Here is a 16857-nt window from a genome sequence, read left to right as displayed (position 1 = left end):
GGATCATCCCCGTCCATGCCGTCGACCGCCCATCCCGCCGAGGCCGTGATCCGGTTCGAATCCGTCTCGAAGACCTATGCGCCCCGGCGCGGCGGCCCGGCCGTCGCCGCCCTCCAGGGCATCGACCTCGCGGTTCCGGCCGGGTCGATCCTCGGCATCATCGGGCGCTCCGGCGCCGGCAAGTCGACCCTGATCCGCCTGATCAACGGCCTCGAGCGGCCGAGCTCGGGCCGCGTCTGGGTCGGGACGTCCGAGGTGTCGGCCCTGCGCGAGCGGGACCTGCGGACCCTGCGCGCCCGGGTCGGCATGATCTTCCAGCACTTCAACCTGCTCTCGTCGCGGGACGCGGCCGGCAACGTCGCGCTGCCCCTGGAGATCGCCGGCTGGGCGCCGGCCGCGATCCGCGCGCGGGTCGCCGAGTTGCTCGCCCTCGTGGGGCTGGCGGACCAGGCGGGGCGCCATCCCGCCGAGCTGTCGGGCGGGCAGAAGCAGCGCGTCGGCATCGCCCGCGCCCTGGCGACGCGGCCGGACGTGCTGCTCTCCGACGAGGCGACCTCGGCCCTGGACCCGGAGACCACCCGCTCGATCCTGGCGCTCCTGGGCCGGATCAACCGCGAGCTCGGCCTCACGATCGTGCTCATCACCCATGAGATGTCGGTGGTGCGCGCCGTGGCGGACCGGGTCGCGGTGATCGAGCACGGCGCGATCGTCGAGGAGGGCTCGGCCTTCGCGGTCTTCACCCGGCCGCAGGCGGAGATCACCCGCTCCCTCCTCGCCGGTGAGATGGGGCACGGGCTCCCGCCGGCGCTGGCGGCGCGGATCGGCACCGGCGGCCGCCCCGGCGCGACCGTGGTGCTGCGCATCGCCTTCGAGGACGCGCCGGACGGCAGCGCGATCCTGGCGCGGCTCGCCCGCGAGACCGGCATCGAGGCCGCGATCCTGGCCGGCACCGTGGACGAGATCGGCGGCCGTCCCTTCGGCTCCCTGGCGATCGGGCTGCCGCCGGCGCCCGACGTGGCGGCACGGGCGCGGGCCTACCTCGCGCAGCACGGCGTCGAGAGCCAGATCCTGGGATACCTGCCGACGGCCCAGGAGGCGTTCCGTGTCGCCTGAGCTGATCCGCCTCCTCGTCCAGGCCACCCTCGACACCCTCACGATGGTGGCGCTCGCCGCCTCCTTCGGCACCCTGTTCGGCCTGCCGCTGGGGATCTTCCTGGCGACGAGCCGGCGGGGCGAACTCCTCGCCGCGCCGATCGCGAACGCGGTGCTGGGCTTCGTCGTCAACGCGACCCGCTCGACGCCCTTCATCATCCTGGTGGTGGCGATCATCCCCTTCACGCGGCTCATCGCCGGCACCTCCATCGGAACCCTCGCCGCCACGGTGCCGCTCACGGTGGCGGCGACCCCCTTTCTGGCGCGCCTGATCGAGGCGGCGATCCGGGAGGTCGATCCGGGCCTCGTCGAGGCGGCCCGCGCCTTCGGCGCCCGCCCGGGGCAGATCATCGCCAAGGTGCTGATCCCCGAGGCGCTGCCCGGCATCGTGTCGGGGCTGACCCTCGCGGTGGTCTCGCTCCTCGGGTTCTCGGCCATGGTCGGCGCCGTCGGCGGCGGGGGTCTCGGCGACCTCGGCATCCGCTACGGCTACCAGCGCTTCCGGCCCGAGATGATGCTGGCCGTGGTCGTCGTCCTCGTCGTCCTCGTGCAGGCGGTACAGACCGTCGGCGAGGGCCTGGCGCGACGCCTGAACCGGCGCATCCGCCCGGCCTGACGCGCCGCTCTCCCGTCCAACCCTTCCGCTACCGAACCGGACGATCCGCCATGCTGCGCGCCCTGACCCTCGCCGCCCTCCTCGCCGCCTCTGCCGTCCTTCCGGGGCCGGCCCGGGCCGAGCCCCTGACGCGCATCCGCATCGGGGCGACGCCGGGGCCGCACGCGCAGATCCTCGAGGCGGTGAAGCGGAACGCGGCCAAAAACGGTCTCGACCTCCAGATCATCGAGTTCTCCGACTACGTCGTGCCGAACGAGGCGCTGTCGGCCGGCGAGATCGAGGCCAACTCGTTCCAGAACCAGCCCTTCCTCGACAACCAGAAGGCCGACCGGGGCTACCGGATCACCGGTGTCGGCCTCACGGTGAACTTCCCCCTCGGCATCTATTCGAAGCGCCACCGGAGCTTCGACGCGGTGCCGAACGGCGGCACGATCGCGATCCAGAACGACCCGACCAATGGCGGGCGCTCGCTGCTGCTCCTGCAGGACAAGGGCGTGATCAAGCTCGCCGCCGGCACCGGCTTCAAGCCCACGGTGGCCGACATCGTCGAGAACCCGCGCAAGCTCCGCTTCATCGAGGTGGATGCGGCCCAGACGCCCCGCGCCCTCGAGGACGTGGACGCGGCGGCGGTCAACACCAACTACGCGACGCCCGCCGGCCTCAAGCCCTCCGACGCGCTCCTGAAGGAAGAGCCGAAGGGACCCTACGTGAACATGCTGGCGGTGCGCGAGGCCGACAAGGACAAGCCCTGGGTCAAGGCCCTGGTGGAGAGCTACCGCACGCCCGAGACCAAGGCCTTCGTGGAGGCGACCTTCGGCGGGGCGGTGCTCACGAGCTGGTAGGGCGCCGAGGCCCGGACGCGCCGACGGCGTCCGGGCACGCCCGTCAGACGGCGAGGGCCGCCCGCCGTGCGGATGGGGCGAGGGACTCGTCCAGCAGGGTCCGCAGGCCCCGCGAGGTCCGGAGATGGGCCACGGCATCCCCCGAGCGGGGCGCGTCGACCGCGACCGTCCGGTGGATGCGGCCGGGATGGGGGCGCATGACCACGACCCGGTCCGCGAGGGAAGCGGCCTCGGCGACGTCGTGTGTGACGAGGACGATGGTCGGGCGGGTCTCGGCCCACAGCGCCAGCAGGTGGCGGTGCAGGTCCTCGCGCGTGACGGCGTCGAGGGCCGAGAACGGCTCGTCGAGCAGGAGGACCCGGGGGTCGGCCACGAAGGCCCGGGCGATGGCGACGCGCTGCTGCTGGCCGCCGGAGAGCTCGCGTGGCCAACGCCCCGCATGGTCGGCGAGGCCGACGCGGGCGAGCGCCCGGGCGACGCGGGTTCGGCGCTCGGCCGCCGGCCGGTCCGCGAGGCCGAAGCCGACATTCCCGGCGATGGTGAGCCAGGGCAGCAGGCGCGGCTCCTGGAAGACGAGGCCGAGGCCGGGATGCGGGCCGTCGATGGTCGTCCCGTCGAGCCGGATCAGACCCGCCGTCTCCGCGTCGAGGCCCGCCACCAGGCGCAGGAGGGTGGTCTTCCCGCAACCCGAGCCGCCGACCACGGCGACGATCTCGCCGGGCGCGAGGGAGAGGGTCAGGCCGGCGAGCGCCTGCGTCCCGTCCGCGTAGGTCTTCGAGAGGTCCTGGATCGTCAGCATCGCCGTGTGTCCGAGGCAAGGTCCATGGGGCGGTCCTAGAGGGTGCCGCGGCCGACATCCTGCCAGCGCAGCAGCGGGCGGGTCGCCAGGACGAGGAGGCCGTCGGCGAGCTTGCCCAGCACGGCGAAGGCCAGGATGGCCGCCAGGATCTGGTCCGGCTTCCCGAATTGCTGGCCGTCCACCAGGAGGTAGCCGAGCCCCTCCGAGGCGCCCATCAGCTCGGCCGCGACCACGAACAGGAAGCCGAGCCCGAGGCCCGTGCGGAGCGCCACGAGGGTGCCGGGCAGCACCGCCGGCAGCAGGATGCGGCGGGCGAGCGCGAGGCGCGACAGGCGGAAGATGCGCCCGACCTCCACCAGCTTGCGATCCACCGAGGCGATCGCGCCCGAGACCCCGACATAGACCGGGAAGAACACGCCCACGGCGATCAGCACCACCTTCGGCGTCTCGAGGATTCCGAGCCACAGGATGAAGAGCGGCACCCAGGCGAGCGAGGGCACCGCCCGCAGGGCCTGCAGGCTGGGGTCGAGGAGATGCCGGGCGAGCGGGAGCGTGCCGGTGAGGGCGCCCACGAGGATGCCCGCCCCGGCGCCGGCCACGAAGCCGAGGGCGACGCGCAGCAGCGTCGCCTGGACATGCAGCCGGAGGTCCCCGGACTGGGCCAGCGCCAGCAGCGTGCCGAGGACCCGGCTCGGCGGCGGCAGCAGCCGCCCCTGGGCGAGGCCGGACCGGATGGCGAGCTCCCAGCCCAGGGCGAGGGCCAGGGGGATCAGCACGCCGAGGACGAGGCGCCCGCCCGCGCGCCCGGCGTTCCGCCGCCAGGCATGGCTCGGCCCGGTCGTGGCCGGAGCGGCGCGGTCGCCGCCTGCGCCGGGCGCGAGGAGCCGGGACGCGGCGCCCGCGCTCACCGCTCGGACCCGGCGGCGAAGCGGGGATCGATCAGCCCGTCGACGGCCGCGGCCACATCGGTCTCCGCCGGGATCACGCCGGCCTGCTGCAGGGCGAGGCCCGCCGCCCGGATGCTCTCGGCCTGGACCCCGCCGATCTCGGGCCGCGTGAGGTCGGTGCGGGCGAGCTGGCGGGCGATCACGGGTTCGGGCAGCTTCGTCGCGCCCACCAGGGCGCGCGTCACGGCCTCCGGGTTGGCGATCGCGTAGGTGCGCGCCTGCTCGTAGGCGGCGAGGACGATCCGGACGAGGTCCGGATGGGCCTTGGCGAAATCCTCGCGCACGTCGAGGACGCCCCAGGTGTTGGCGGCCGGGTCCCGGAAGAACAGCCGGGTGCCGCCCTCGATCTCGGAGGCCGCCATCATCGGGTCGAGGCCGGCCCAGGCATCCACGTCGCCGCGCTCCAGGGCGGTGCGGCCGTCGGCGTGCTGGAGGAGGACGAGCTTGGCGTCCTTCTCGGTGAGCCCGGCGCCCTGCAGGGCGCGGATCAGGAAGATGTGCGGATCGGTGCCCCGCGTCACCGCGATCCGCTTGCCCTTGAGGTCCGCGGGCGTCCGGATGCCGCTGTCCCGGGTGGTCACCAGGGCGGTCCATTCCGGCTGGGAGTAGGCGTAGATCGCCTTGACCGGGTTGCCGTTGATGCGCGCCAGCAGGGCGGCCGCGCCGGCCGAGGAACCGAAGTCGATGGCCCCGCCGTTGAGGAATTCCAGCGCCTTGTTCGACCCGAGCGACTGCGTCCAGCGCACGGCGATGCCCCGGTCCTTCAGGGCGGATTCGAGGAACCCCCTGTCCTTCAGGACGAGGCTGACCGGGTTGTAGGTCGCCCAGTCGAGGCGGACCTCCGTCACCTCGGCGGCCGTGCTCCGCCGGGCCGTGCCCAGCGGCAGGAGGGCGGCGCAGGCGACGGCGAGGAGGCGGCGGCGGGTGCGGGAGGCGCGGCGGTTCCGCGGGGGAAACGTCATGGGTTCGGGGTCCTGGTGCGGAGAGGGAGGACGGGTCATGGGGCGGTCGGCCCCCGGATCGCGGCGGCGGGGTGGCGATGGGGCGGCCGCGGCAAACCGAGGTTTTCGCGAAGGGTGCGGCCCTCGTAGTCCGTGCGGAACAGGCCGCGGCGCTGGAGCTCGGGGATCACCAGGGCGGCGAAGTCGTCGAGGCCGCCGGGCAGGGTCGGCGGCATGATGTTGAAGCCGTCCGCCCCGTGGGCCTCGAAGCGCTCCTGCAGCGCGTCGGCGATCCGGTCCGGCGTGCCGACCAGGGTCCAGTGTCCGCGCGCCCCGGCGATGCGCAGGTAGAGCTCGCGGATGGTCAGCCCGTCGCGCCTCGCCAGCGTCAGCATCAGGGCCTGCCGGCTCTTGCCGCCCTCGGTCTCGGGCAGGTCGGGCACCAGGGCCTCGTCCGGATAGGCCGACAGGTCGGCGCCGGCCAGCTGTTCGAGGAGCGAGCGGCCGACCACGGGGTGGATCAGATCCTGCAAGGCGCCGTAGCGGTCCTGGGCTTCGCCCTCCGACCGCCCGACGACCGGGAAGGCGCCGGGCATGATCTTGAGATGGTCCGGGTCGCGCCCGAAACCGGCCATGCGGCCCTTCACGTCCGCGTAGAAGGCGGTCGCGTCCTCCAGGGTCGTCTGGGCCGTGAAGATGATCTCGGCGGTGCGGGCGGCCAGCGCCTTGCCGGCCTCGGAGGAGCCCGCCTGCACCACGACCGGGTGGCCCTGGGGCGGGCGCGGCACGTTGAGGGGCCCGCGCACCGAGAAGTGCGCGCCCTCGTGGGCGAGGAGGTGCAACCGGTCCGGGTCGAAGAACCGGCCGGACTCCCGGTCGCGCACGAAGGCGTCGTCCGCGTAGGAATCCCAGAGGCCCCGGACCACGTCGACGAACTCCTCCGCCCGGGCGTAGCGATGGGCGTGGGCGAGGTGGCTCTCGCGGCTGAAGTTCCAGGCTTCGCGCGGGTCGGCGGAGGTCACGAGGTTCCAGCCCGCCCGGCCCTCGCTGAGATGGTCGAGGGAGGCGAACTTGCGGGCGACGTGGAACGGCTCGTTGTAGGTGGTGGAGGCGGTGGCCACGAGGCCGATCCGCTCGGTGACCGCCGAGAGGTGGGAGAGCAGGGTCAGGGGCTCGAACTGCCCGACGTAGCGGATCGCCGTGCGGCTCAGGGCGTCGATGTCCTCGCCCCGGACCGCGACGCCGTCGGCGAGGAAGATCAGGTCGAACTTCGCCGCCTCCGCCGTTCGGGCGATCCGCCGGTAATGCGCGGCGTTGACGCCGGCATCGGCCTGGGCGGACGGGTGGCGCCACGCCGCGACGTGGTGCCCGCCGGGATACAGGAAGGCGCCGAGGCGCATGCGGTCGGAGCGGGCCGGCATCGCGAATCTCCCTCAGGCCGCGCCGACGCGGTACTCGCGCGGCGGCGCGGTCCCGTTGACCGCGAAGGCCCCGACGATGCGGTCCCGGTAGATCCGCGGATTGTGGGAGGCGATGGTGCGGGCGTTGCGCCAGTAGCGGTCGAGACCCAGGCTCTCCTTCACCGCCGAGGCGCCCAGCGCGTCGAACAGGCCGGTGGTGGCCTCCAGCACGAGGTTCGTCACCACCGTGACCGCCTGGTTGACCTCGACATCCGCGAGTGCCGCCGGACCCGTCGTGTCGGTACCGTCGCGGCGGGCCTCGAACGCCCGCTGCAGCGCCTCGGCCGCCTTCAGCACGATGGCGCCGGCCGCGTAGGCGTTGCCCCGGACGCGGCCGACCACGGCCTGGATCTGCGGATCGTCGCCGCTGCGCGCGGCATTGCCGTGGCTGTAGACGCGCCGGCGCTCGGCCACCAGCCGGGCGACGTCCTCGGCCGCCGCCCGGCCGATGCCCGCGAGGGTCGCGAGGTGCACGAGCTGGAAGAACGCCATGGCGTAGGGGAAGCGCGCCGGGTCCGGCTTGATCCAGTCGGGCTCGACCACGACCCCGGTGAAATGCGCGGTGCCGCTCGCCGTCAGCGCCTGTCCGAACCCATCCCAGTCGTCGACGATCTCGACGCCCGGCGCTTCGGTCGAGACCGCCGCGACCACGGGCGCGCCGTCCTCGTCCTGGGCCGAGAGGTGGATCCAGTCGGCGAACAGCGAGCCGGTCGTATAGAATTTCCGGCCGTCGACGACCCGCTCGGCCCCGCGCCGGCGGATGATGGTGTCGAACCGGCCGACCTTGGCCTCCCCGGTCTCCGAGACGCCGCTGCCGATGGTCTGGCCGGCGGCGATCCGCTGGGTCCAGCGCGCCCGCCAGGCGGGCGAGGTCGAGCACAGCACGTCCTCGGTGAAGCCGAAATGCGCGCGCAGCGCGTTGGTGACGTTGGAATCCCCCTGCGACAGCTCGATCAGCAGGTTGAACAGTTCGGGCAGACTCGCCCCGTGCCCGCCCTCCGCCTCGGCCAGGCGCAGGGTGGTGAACCCCGCCTCCTTGAGCCGGCCGATCTCGGCATGCGGCAGCCGGCGTTCGCCGTCCCGCGCCACGGCGGTGGCGCGGATCTCGGCGAAGGCCGGGCGAAAGCGCCCGGCGAGGTCCTCGTAGCGGGCGCTCGGGCCGGCACCCCAGCCCGCATCCGTTTGCGACATGATCCTGCAATCCCGTCCTGAGCTGCGTGCGCACCCCACCCGAACCGGCCGAAGACCACGGGCAGAAGCCGCTGAGATCCGTGATTATCGCCAGAAACTCAAGTCTTCGTCGCAGCAATGACGTGCGATTGCATGCATTTGGGACACGTATCTCCGGGATCATCTTTGGAAGAACGATCATGCTCTGGAAGACGCGATCAGAAAAAGAAGGTTCTTGTTGACCGAATGGTCGGGACCAATACCCTGAACTTCGCAGACGCCCGCCGGTGCCTCTCGCCTGCCCGGGCGAGGGCCGGCGAGGCCACGCCTGCTCCCTCACGCCTCCTCCGGACGGATCCTTCGATGACGACGCGCCGCGAGCTCCGGCTGAACGCCTTCCAGATGGCCTCGCCGGGCCATACCTGGGCCGGCCTGTGGCGGCATCCGCGCGACACGGGCAGCGCCTACAACAGCCTCGACTACTGGGTGGATCTCGCGCGCACCGCGGAGCGCGGCCTCTTCGACGGGGTCTTCCTCGCCGACGTGCTCGGGCAGTACGACGTCTATGGCGGCAATGCCGACGCGGCCCTGGCGCGGGCGGCGCAGGCGCCCAACCTCGATCCGTTCCTGGTGGTGCCCGCCATGGCGCAGGCGACCCGCCACCTCGGCTTCGGCGTCACCGCCAACCTGACCTACGAGCACCCCTATCCCTTCGCCCGCCGGATCACGACCCTCGACCACCTCACCGGCGGCCGGGTCGGCTGGAACATCGTCACCGGCTACCTCGAGAGCGGCGCCCGCGGCATGGGCCAGGACACGGCCCGGGCGCACGACACCCGCTACGACGCGGGGGACGACTTCCTGGAGGCCGCCTACAAGCTCTGGGAGGGCAGCTGGGAGGCGGGCGCCGTCCGGCGCGACCGGGCCGGCGGCGTCTTCACCGATCCGGCACGGGTCCATCGCATCCGGCATGACGGGCCGTACTACCGCGTCGACGGCCGCCATCTCGCCGAGCCCTCGCCGCAGCGCACGCCGGTGCTCTACCAGGCGGGCACCTCCCGCCGGGGCAGGCTCTTCGCGGGGCGCCACGCCGAGGCGGTGTTCCTGAACGGACAGACGAAGCCCCTGGCCGCCAAGGCCGTGCGCGAGCTGCGCGAGGCGGCCCGCGCCGCCGGGCGCGACCCCTACGACATCCGCATGTTCCTCGGCGCCACGGTGATCGTGGCGCCGACCCGCGCCGAGGCCCTGTCCTTGCGCGACGAGTATGCGCGCTACATCGATGTCGAGGGTCAGCTCGCCCTGGTCTCGGGCTGGACCGGCATCGACCTGTCGGCCCTGGGACCCGACGAGGCCCTGGCCTACGTCAAGACCGATGCCATGCAGTCCCTGGTGGAGAACCTGACGCAGGCCGGCGAGCGGCCCTTCACCCGGGCGGACTTCGCCGCGTTCGGCCCGCGCGGGGCGCGCGCGCCCTTCATCGTCGGCGCGCCCTCCGAGGTCGCCGACGAACTCGTGGCCTGGGCCGAGGCCACCGATGCCGACGGCTTCAACCTGACCCGCGCGGTGGCGCCCGAGACCCTGGCGGCCTTCGTCGACCTCGTCGTGCCGGAACTCCAATCGCGCGGCGCCTTCAAGACCCGCTACGCGGCGGGCACGCTGCGCGAGAAGCTGTTCCCGGGCGCAGGCCCGCTCCTCAAGGCGACCCATCCCGGCGCCGGGTTCCGCGGGGATGCGCCGGCGGCTTCGCTGGCGGCCTCGTGAAGCAGAAAATGGAAATTCGCCGCCCGCTGCGAACCACCTGCCGACATCGCGCGAACGCGCGCTCCGGTTCGGCGGCCGGATGCGGACCGGCAACGAGCCCCCCGCATCGAACGTGGATCGTACGGGCCGGTATCGATTCCACCGCGACGGGAATTCGGATCTTGCGGGGTCGGGATAGGGGTCATCCGTGCTCTGGCTCCGGTCGGCAGGTCAGGAGGCCCGATCTGTCGAGATCGGTGGGCGTCTGCCTCAGAACACGGAGTGATCGCCGCGCTCGACGACGGCCTCGCCGCGGACGATGCGCGCATAATAGTCGAACAAGGTCTGCGAACCCGTCGAAGGGGTCGCGTCCGCATCGTATTGGCCCGTCGCCGGATCCAGGACGAGCATGGATTCCGTCGCATAGTAGCGCCCGATGCGTGCAAGCTCCGCTTTGGCGGCGAGGGGCGGCACCAGACGCCCGAACGCGCTCAGGATGGCGATGATCACATCCAGCAGCCTGACCGGAACATGCCGAAATCGCGGTTTGCGCCCGAGCAGGGCGAACAGCCGCTCGCCCTGCGCCTTCGGCGTGATCGCATCGCCCGGTCCCCCGATCGGGAGGATGCGATTGCGCCGGTCTTCCCGATCGAGGCACTCGGCGAGATAGTCTCCCAGATCGTCGTCGCTGATCGGCTTGCACGCCGTCAGCCTGCCGTCCCCGAAGACCAGAAACGGCTTTCCGCGTCTCACGCGATCGAGCTGCCCGGAGAGCGATTTGAAGAAGGCCGTGGGCCGCACGATCGTGTAGTCGAGTCCGGATGCGATCAGCTCCCTCTCGAACGCCAGTTTGGCGCGTTGAAAGGCGAGAATCGGTCTCTGGACACAGATCGCCGAGAGAAGGATGACGTGCGTCACGCCCGCAGCCTTGCTCGTCTGCAACGCGCTCACCTGCGCGCGATAGTCGATCGCCCACGCGTCATCCGGCAATCCCGTGCGCGACGCCAGACACGAGACCAGGACGTCGAAGGGCTCACCGCGGAACCCGTCCCGATCGAGCGACGCGGGATCGGTGACGTCTGCGTACCGCACGGCTGCACCGGAGAGCGACCGGGCGAGGTCTGCTCGTCCCGACGGGTCGGCGCGCTCTGCGCTGCGTCGCACGAGGCACGAGACCGCGTGACCGCGCGACACCAGCGCCCGCACGGTGGCACGACCGATCGTGCCGGTCCCGCCGATGACGAGAACGCGCCTTTGTCGGCCGCCGTTCGGTCGATCCACGCTCACACCTCCCGTGCCGAGTCCGACCAGATCCGACGGCTCCCGCTGCACGTTAGCATCCCCGGCGTGAAATCTGGCCTGTTCCCTGGAACGCGGTGCTTCCTGCCGCATGGCTTTGCGCCCTGTCGCGGATGTCATCGCGGGACGGGACCTGCGGGCGAAGAGCGGGTCGCAAAGCTCCGCCGAGTGGCTGTACCGGTCTCACGAGGGCGCGAGGTGGGCGAAGCGATGCGATCCGTCGCGGCGATGGCCGTCCTGAACCAGCGCCAGCGGTCCGGACGGGTGAGAACGCGCGACGGTCTGGGTGCGATCGGGTCTTCGAGCCGGAAGCGTTCGGACCGGCGCTCGACGGCCACACCCCGAAACGGGCCGCCCCTTCCACGGCATCGGGTTCGCTCAGCCCCCGCCGCAACCATGCGCTCTCGCAGATCCCCTGGACGCGGGCGGAGGCATGGGCCGCTCCTTCGCCAGACGATGGGTCAGGCACGCATCCGTCTCGACGCGTCCGGCGACGGATCCCGCGGGAGCACCTTGATCCGGGAAGAATCCCGAACGGGTCGTTGTCGCACGGCGACGCTCATGGCGAAGCCGGCCATCCGTGCCGCCTCAGCGGACGAGGGCAACCAGGAGCGTGAGCGCACCGCTCAGCGCCAGGCAAGCCGAAATTGGAAAAACCTTCGAAGAGGAACCCTGGTTATCGTTCGCGGCACGGCCGCGCGTGCGCAGTATGTAGCGGTCGAGCGCAGGCTCTGGCGGCGTGATCCACTGTTCAGAAGCTTCACGATTTCTGGCAGCAGACATCCAGAACTCCACTTAATTCCGCGGGCAAGACCCGATATCCAAGCGATACGCACGAACTCGGCTGTTCCCCGGGCGCGCTTCCGACCCGGGTTAAGCAGATCACCAAACCGCTGTCCATGCAAAATAGCGCGTCGCGGACCGAGGATTCCGAATTATACTACTTGAAAGTAGGGGCTCGGCCGGTATTCGGGCCGACGCATGCAGCCAGCGAATGACTGGTATTTGGCATCTGGCATACCAACGAGGCGCGGGCGCTGTCATAGATGCTGCAACGCAAACGAACACCCGGGCCCTGCACCATGATCACCCTGCTCCTCGCCGTTCTCGCTGCCGGCACCGCCAATATCGCGCTGGTGACCTTCCTGGCCGATCGCCTCGGCCCCGAGGCCGGCGCCACTCCGTCCGCCGGCGAGCTCGTCGCCGCGACCCAGGGTTCGCCTGCATCTGCCAAGGCCGGCGCCATCAAGGTCGGAAACCAGAACGCTTCGGCCGGCGCGGCCGTGGCCGCCGCCTGAACACGCTTCGGCTCCGCACGGAAGCGACACGTCCGAAAGCCCCGCCGGGTCCTCCTGGCGGGGCTTTGTCCATTCGCGCTGGGTCGCGCCTCGACCGGGGCTCGGCACGGAGCGACGTCGGCGACGGAGGCGGCAAGCGCCCCGGCTCCCGCGTCGCGGAGAAATTCCCGCGCATCCCGCGGCACGCTTTAACCTCTCGCTTACCCAGACCCACGAGGTTTCGGGTCGGAACAGCCCAGGAGAGAGCATGTCCGACACCATCGACACCGTTGGGGTTGCCGGCGACCGCATCCGCTCGATCATCGAGCGCGTGGAGAAGGTCGAGGAGGAGATCAAGGACCTCATGGAAGCCAAGAAGGAGATCTTCCTGGAAGCCAAGGGCGAAGGCTTGGACGTGAAGATCCTCAAGGAGATCCTGAAGCTGCGCAAGCTGGATCAGGACGCGCGGGACGAGCACGAGACGCTGCTCGACGTCTACATGCGTGCGATGGAGGCTCCGAGCCCGGCGCCGATGGCCGAGGCCGCCTGAGCGCCGACCGGGAACCCGATCGCGCGCCGCGCTGCCGTGGGGGTCGGAGGATCTCCCCGGCAGCGCGCATCCTCGCGTCGTTCACGTCGCCGGGGCGCGGGGTGGCCGAGCGAGGCCGGTGATCGGCGCAAGACCTGCCCGGTCCTGCTCCACCGCCTCGCGCAGCCGAGCGTTCCGGAACGCGACCCGGGCCTGATCGCCCCGCCACGACCGCTGCGCTCGGGCGGGGGAGGGCACCCCGACCGGGAGACGCGTTCTCGCCCACCCGCCGGGATCGCTCGGCCCTGGAGCAACGCGGTTCCGAGGGCCGGACCGTCCCTGGCCGCCCCCCTCTCACCGCGCCGCGGGACCGGGCACCGAGCCGTCCACGGGGCCGGGCCTCACCGAACCGGGATGTCGCCCTGCAACCATCCCTGCAGGATCGCGAACTGGACGATCTGGGCTCGGCTGGTGATGCCCAGCCGGCAGCAGGCCCTGGCCTTCTGCGTTTCGACGGCCTTGGCGGTGGCTCCGAGGCGGTCCGCGACCTCCTTGCTGGTGAAACCGAACGCCACGAAGCGAAGGATGTCCCGCTCTCGATCCGTCAGGGAAGCCCTGTCCTCGTCATGGACGGGACCGGCCACGAGGCGATGGGGACCCGTGGAGCGGGCCGGCAGGCAGGGGTCGATGTAGGTCCCACCCGCGCAGACCGCACGCACCGCCTGCGCGATGTTGAGGAAGGCCGAGCGTTTCAGGACGTAACCACCCGCTCCGGCCTCGAACGCCTGATCGACGTAGACCCGGCTCTCGTAGACGCTGAGGATGATCGTGCGCGCCGGGCTCTGCCGCTCGCCGAGCCTTCGGATCACCGCGACGCCGTTCAGCTCGGGCATGGCCAGATCGAGGATGGCGATGTCGGGCGCCAGTTCCAGGGTGGCCTGGACCGCCGCCGGACCGTTGTCCACGGCAGCGACGATGACGACCTCGCCCGTCTGGGCGAGCAGGTCGGCCACGCCGTGACGGAACACCGGATGGTCGTCCGCCAGGACGGCCCGGATGAGGGAACGCTCAGACATCCTCGGATGCATCCTCCACCAGGCGGATCCGCGCCATGACCGTGGTTCCGCGTCCCGGCGCGGATTCGAGCTCCAGACTGCCGCCGACCAGGGCCATGCGTTCACGCATCCCGATCAACCCGAGCTTGCCCTGGGCGACGAGGGCGCGGGACGAGGCGTCGTCCGCTTCGAAGCCGATGCCGTCGTCGTCGACGGTGAGCGTGAGATGGTCGAGGCCGAACAGCAGCACGACGGAGACGCCGCTCGGCTCGCCCGCGTGCTTGGCCACGTTCGTGAGAGCTTCCTGGGTCAGGCGATAGAGCGTGATGGCGACCTCGGTCGACAAGGCCGCTTCGGGTCCGACCAGCTGGAACTCGGTGGCGACACCGGTGGTGCGGCCCCATTCCCCCACGAGATGACGCAAGGCGGTGACGACGCCGAACTCGTCCAGCGCCGCGGGCCGCAATTCCAGTGTGACGCGTCTCAGGGCCTGCTCGATGTCCTGGGCTTGCCGCAGGAGTTGATCGATCTCGGACTTCGCCTTCGGATCCGCCAGCCGCGACGTGAGGCGCCGCAGCCCGAAGTTGAGGGCGACGAGATGCTGTCCCGCATGGTCGTGGAGATCGCGGGCAAGGCGGCGGCGCTCGTCCTGTCCCGCGCGGTACAACCGGTTCAGCACCGTGTCGCGCTCGCGTTCGGCCGCCTGGCGCGCCGCCGCATCCTCCTCCAGGCGGCCGAGCAGGCGGCCCCGCTCTTCCAGGAGCGCCTGCATCTGCCGCGCGCGGCGCCTGCGCTCCTGCATGATGCGTCGGGCGTCGTGAAGCTTGCCGGACAGGACCTTGAAGCGCCGGTCGAACGCCGCCCCGTCGAGATGGAGCAGGACCGACACGCCTTCGCCCATGTCCCGGAGGCGTGCACGGGCTCCGAGGCAGGTATGGCGCTCCGGGACGCCGTCGACGCCCTCCAGGAACACGGCGCCCGGCACGAGGGCGCCCGTCGTGGCGCAGCAATCGAGGTACCTGAGGAAGGCGTCCCGCTTCGGGCCGTGCCCCACCGGGATCTCACCGACCCGGAGCGCGGGAAGGGATTCGCGGGCGGCCGAATTGAGCGCCTGCAGCAGCCCCCCGCGGCGGACGATCAGCATGGGGCCGGGGACGAACGCGAAGAGCGCGTGGAAGTCGGACCTAGGCGTCGCCGCGTCCGTAGTAGGCCTGCCCTCCCTCGCCGGGAGCGTCGGCGTCGAGGTCGATGACGATCCGGCAGCTGCCGGCGCCGCGGGCGATGGTGTCTGCGAGGGTAACCCGTCCATAGCCCTGGCTCTCCGCAACCATGTGGCCGAACACGTGCGAGGTCATGTTGCAGAGCGACGGGCAGGCCCTCACGAGGTCGCCGAAGGGACAGCGGCGGTTGCCGAGGACGATGCGGTCGTCGGAGTCCTCGATGACGTAGAACTCCCCTCCCAGCCGCCGCTTCAGGTCGACGAGGGCGCCCGGAAGGACCTTGCGGTTCAGCCGTGGCGTGCCCGCCGCCGCGAGATACTGCCTCTGGATCTCCTCGGAGACCGCGAGGCCGACGAGGTTGAGGAAGCCGCTCGCCTCGCGCGTCCCGACGGTGTCCTCGAGGGTCGTGCTCAAGGCCTTGACGACGAGGCCGAGATAGCCCTCGCGGTCGATCGAGATCGGCGCATCACCAAAGTCAGCGCCGCTGGTCGCTTGATCCGCCATAGCACGAATCCCCTCTGCACTTAGCTTCTCAAATCGATAGCACCGCCATTCGTGAAAATCTACGTGACTGTACAGTAAGACTGTAAGAACCAGATATATGTGTTGTTCAAAAAATGAGCGAGACGCAATCGTCGGTTACATCCGTCGACGGACCCTATCGCTCGCGGAAAGTCCGGGTGAACTGGTCCAGGACCGGCTTGACCAGGTAAGACAGGGCCGAACGCTCTTCCGTGGCGACGTGAACCTCCACGGGCATGCCCGGAACCAGGCGTTTACCTGGCCCGAGGCGGTCGAGTTCCCCTCCGTCGAGCTCGACGTAGCCTACGTAGTATGCGTCGTCCCTGCTCCCCTTCGTCGTCGACGGCGAGACGTAGATGTACGGTCCCGGGATGAGGTGTGACGGATCGAGCCTGAAGCGATCGGGCTCTTTCGTCCAGGCGTTCAGGATGAACTCGGTGGGCGTCAAGCCGCGCAGCGTCTTGAGCCTGCGGGCATAGTTGTAGGCATCGATGAACAGATGCAGATGCGTTCGCAGCTGAGCATGGCTGTCGTAGTGGTAGCGTTTGACCGTCGCGTCTTTGATCGTACGGTTCATTCGTTCGACTTGCCCGTTGGTCCAAGGGTGGTTCACCTTGGTCAGACGGTGCTCGATGTTATGCTCGTCGCATACACGATCGAAGATGTGCTGACTGTCGTAGATATCCCGCTGGCGTGACGTGAACTGAATGCCGTTGTCCGTGAGCACAGTGTGGATGCGGTAAGGCACCGCTTCGATGAAGTCGCGGAGGAACTGAGCGGCTTCCATCTTGCCGGCGCTCTCGACCAGCCGCACGAAGACGAATTTGCTGGTTCGGTCGATGGCCACGAACAGCCTGAGCTTGCCCTCAGCGGTGCTGACCTCGGCGATGTCGATGTGGACGTAGCCGATGGCGTAACTCGCAAAGCGCTGCTTCTTGGGTTTGTCGCCGTCGATCTCGGGCAATCGGCTGATGCCGTGCCGTTCCAGACAGCGATGCAGCGAGGACCGGGTCAGGTGCGGGATCGTCGGTTGCAGACCATAGAGGCAGTCGTCGAGCGGGAGCAGCGTGTGCCGTCGGAAAGCGACGATGATCGCCTCCTCCTCGAGCGTGAGCACGGTGGAGCGCGGCTCTTTGGGTCCCATCCGGGCATCCGCCGTCGTCGCCCGTTTGCGCCACTTCTGCACCGTCGTCGGACTGACGCCGTAGCGCCGGGCCAGCGCCCTTACGCTCTCTTCACGTAGCTGGATCGCGCGACGGACTGCCTCCGTCGTGGTGGCGCTTCCATG

General features: G+C 70.7%; 16 protein-coding genes and 1 pseudogene. 6 read left to right on the top strand and 11 right to left on the bottom strand.

The annotated features are described in order from the left end of the window. The first annotated feature begins 15 nt into the window (after nucleotides 1-15). The 3 genes from ACLBWX_RS04040 to ACLBWX_RS04030 are packed head-to-tail and all read left to right on the top strand — an operon-like array spanning nucleotide 16 to nucleotide 2610. A complete protein-coding gene (locus ACLBWX_RS04040; protein ID WP_447675799.1) occupies nucleotides 16-1113 on the top strand; it encodes a methionine ABC transporter ATP-binding protein in 1098 nt (365 codons plus the stop codon). After that, complete coding sequence (locus tag ACLBWX_RS04035; protein WP_447675798.1) at nucleotides 1103-1768, top strand: methionine ABC transporter permease; 666 nt, start codon at nucleotides 1103-1105, stop codon at nucleotides 1766-1768. Before ACLBWX_RS04040 ends, ACLBWX_RS04035 begins: the two co-directional genes overlap by 11 nt. Before the next feature lie 50 nt (nucleotides 1769-1818). Continuing rightward, nucleotides 1819-2610, top strand: a complete 792-nt coding sequence (locus ACLBWX_RS04030) for a MetQ/NlpA family ABC transporter substrate-binding protein (RefSeq protein ID WP_447675797.1) — start codon at nucleotides 1819-1821, stop codon at nucleotides 2608-2610. Nucleotides 2611-2653: 43 nt separating this feature from the next. Here ACLBWX_RS04030 and ACLBWX_RS04025 read toward each other — a convergent pair whose 3' ends face one another. From ACLBWX_RS04025 to ACLBWX_RS04005, 5 genes are all read right to left on the bottom strand, one after another. Further along, the gene (locus ACLBWX_RS04025) at nucleotides 2654-3409 is read right to left on the bottom strand and encodes an ABC transporter ATP-binding protein (protein ID WP_447675796.1); all 756 of its coding nucleotides are present in this window, start codon (nucleotides 3407-3409) and stop codon (nucleotides 2654-2656) included. 35 nt (nucleotides 3410-3444) lie between these two features. Next, complete coding sequence (locus ACLBWX_RS04020; RefSeq protein WP_447676053.1) at nucleotides 3445-4185, bottom strand: ABC transporter permease; 741 nt, start codon at nucleotides 4183-4185, stop codon at nucleotides 3445-3447. A gap of 128 nt (nucleotides 4186-4313) precedes the next feature. Next, nucleotides 4314-5318: an aliphatic sulfonate ABC transporter substrate-binding protein gene (locus ACLBWX_RS04015; RefSeq protein ID WP_447675795.1), complete on the bottom strand. Its 1005-nt coding sequence runs from the start codon at nucleotides 5316-5318 to the stop codon at nucleotides 4314-4316. 35 nt (nucleotides 5319-5353) lie between these two features. Further along, nucleotides 5354-6718, bottom strand: coding sequence for an LLM class flavin-dependent oxidoreductase (locus tag ACLBWX_RS04010; protein WP_447675794.1), 1365 nt, complete (start codon nucleotides 6716-6718; stop codon nucleotides 5354-5356). Nucleotides 6719-6730: 12 nt separating this feature from the next. Continuing rightward, nucleotides 6731-7948: an acyl-CoA dehydrogenase family protein gene (locus ACLBWX_RS04005; RefSeq protein ID WP_447675793.1), complete on the bottom strand. Its 1218-nt coding sequence runs from the start codon at nucleotides 7946-7948 to the stop codon at nucleotides 6731-6733. 342 nt (nucleotides 7949-8290) lie between these two features. Here ACLBWX_RS04005 and ACLBWX_RS04000 point away from each other — a divergent pair, with 342 nt between their 5' ends. Continuing rightward, nucleotides 8291-9688, top strand: coding sequence for an LLM class flavin-dependent oxidoreductase (locus ACLBWX_RS04000; protein ID WP_447675792.1), 1398 nt, complete (start codon nucleotides 8291-8293; stop codon nucleotides 9686-9688). Nucleotides 9689-9937: 249 nt separating this feature from the next. On the opposite strand, the gene ACLBWX_RS03995 is transcribed toward ACLBWX_RS04000, so the two are convergent. Together ACLBWX_RS03995 and ACLBWX_RS03990 are read right to left on the bottom strand one after the other, a co-directional pair. Next, entirely contained in the window at nucleotides 9938-10954 is a 1017-nt protein-coding gene (locus ACLBWX_RS03995) for an NAD(P)H-binding protein (protein WP_447676052.1), read from the bottom strand. A gap of 600 nt (nucleotides 10955-11554) precedes the next feature. Then, the gene (locus ACLBWX_RS03990) at nucleotides 11555-11749 is read right to left on the bottom strand and encodes a hypothetical protein (protein WP_447675791.1); all 195 of its coding nucleotides are present in this window, start codon (nucleotides 11747-11749) and stop codon (nucleotides 11555-11557) included. A 299-nt stretch (nucleotides 11750-12048) separates the two neighbouring features. Between ACLBWX_RS03990 and ACLBWX_RS03985 the strand changes: the two genes are divergently transcribed. Together ACLBWX_RS03985 and ACLBWX_RS03980 are read left to right on the top strand one after the other, a co-directional pair. Further along, entirely contained in the window at nucleotides 12049-12264 is a 216-nt protein-coding gene (locus ACLBWX_RS03985) for a hypothetical protein (RefSeq protein ID WP_447675790.1), read from the top strand. Between the two features lie 247 nt (nucleotides 12265-12511). Further along, entirely contained in the window at nucleotides 12512-12793 is a 282-nt protein-coding gene (locus ACLBWX_RS03980; RefSeq protein ID WP_447675789.1) for a DUF2312 domain-containing protein, read from the top strand. 380 nt (nucleotides 12794-13173) lie between these two features. Here ACLBWX_RS03980 and ACLBWX_RS03975 read toward each other — a convergent pair whose 3' ends face one another. The 4 genes and pseudogenes from ACLBWX_RS03975 to ACLBWX_RS03960 all read right to left on the bottom strand — a co-directional run. Beyond that, entirely contained in the window at nucleotides 13174-13848 is a 675-nt protein-coding gene (locus ACLBWX_RS03975; protein WP_447675788.1) for a response regulator, read from the bottom strand. Beyond that, a complete protein-coding gene (locus ACLBWX_RS03970; protein ID WP_447675787.1) occupies nucleotides 13841-14971 on the bottom strand; it encodes a sensor histidine kinase in 1131 nt (376 codons plus the stop codon). Before ACLBWX_RS03970 ends, ACLBWX_RS03975 begins: the two co-directional genes overlap by 8 nt. Nucleotides 14972-15011: 40 nt before the next feature. Then, on the bottom strand, nucleotides 15012-15551 hold the full coding sequence (locus tag ACLBWX_RS03965) for a methanogen output domain 1-containing protein (RefSeq protein ID WP_447675786.1): 540 nt from the start codon (nucleotides 15549-15551) through the stop codon (nucleotides 15012-15014). Nucleotides 15552-15927: 376 nt separating this feature from the next. Continuing rightward, nucleotides 15928-16857: pseudogene (locus ACLBWX_RS03960) on the bottom strand (IS481 family transposase); the annotation flags it as partial.

The sequence above is a fragment of the Methylobacterium sp. M6A4_1b genome (assembly GCF_053345175.1).
The sequence above is the reverse complement of the archived record's forward strand: the minus strand, read 5'-3'. Positions and strand labels throughout refer to the sequence as shown.

Excerpts from the sequence above, each read along its gene's own strand:
- ACLBWX_RS04040 (WP_447675799.1), top strand. The coding sequence starts at position 16 with ATGCCGTCGACCGCCCATCCCGCCGAGGCCGTGATCCGGTTCGAATCC.
- ACLBWX_RS04030 (WP_447675797.1), top strand. The coding sequence starts at position 1,819 with ATGCTGCGCGCCCTGACCCTCGCCGCCCTCCTCGCCGCCTCTGCCGTC.
- ACLBWX_RS04025 (WP_447675796.1), bottom strand. The coding sequence starts at position 3,409 with ATGCTGACGATCCAGGACCTCTCGAAGACCTACGCGGACGGGACGCAG.
- ACLBWX_RS04015 (WP_447675795.1), bottom strand. The coding sequence starts at position 5,318 with ATGACGTTTCCCCCGCGGAACCGCCGCGCCTCCCGCACCCGCCGCCGC.
- ACLBWX_RS04010 (WP_447675794.1), bottom strand. The coding sequence starts at position 6,718 with ATGCCGGCCCGCTCCGACCGCATGCGCCTCGGCGCCTTCCTGTATCCC.
- ACLBWX_RS04005 (WP_447675793.1), bottom strand. The coding sequence starts at position 7,948 with ATGTCGCAAACGGATGCGGGCTGGGGTGCCGGCCCGAGCGCCCGCTAC.
- ACLBWX_RS04000 (WP_447675792.1), top strand. The coding sequence starts at position 8,291 with ATGACGACGCGCCGCGAGCTCCGGCTGAACGCCTTCCAGATGGCCTCG.
- ACLBWX_RS03990 (WP_447675791.1), bottom strand. The coding sequence starts at position 11,749 with ATGTCTGCTGCCAGAAATCGTGAAGCTTCTGAACAGTGGATCACGCCG.
- ACLBWX_RS03985 (WP_447675790.1), top strand. The coding sequence starts at position 12,049 with ATGATCACCCTGCTCCTCGCCGTTCTCGCTGCCGGCACCGCCAATATC.
- ACLBWX_RS03980 (WP_447675789.1), top strand. The coding sequence starts at position 12,512 with ATGTCCGACACCATCGACACCGTTGGGGTTGCCGGCGACCGCATCCGC.
- ACLBWX_RS03975 (WP_447675788.1), bottom strand. The coding sequence starts at position 13,848 with ATGTCTGAGCGTTCCCTCATCCGGGCCGTCCTGGCGGACGACCATCCG.
- ACLBWX_RS03970 (WP_447675787.1), bottom strand. The coding sequence starts at position 14,971 with ATGCTGATCGTCCGCCGCGGGGGGCTGCTGCAGGCGCTCAATTCGGCC.
- ACLBWX_RS03965 (WP_447675786.1), bottom strand. The coding sequence starts at position 15,551 with ATGGCGGATCAAGCGACCAGCGGCGCTGACTTTGGTGATGCGCCGATC.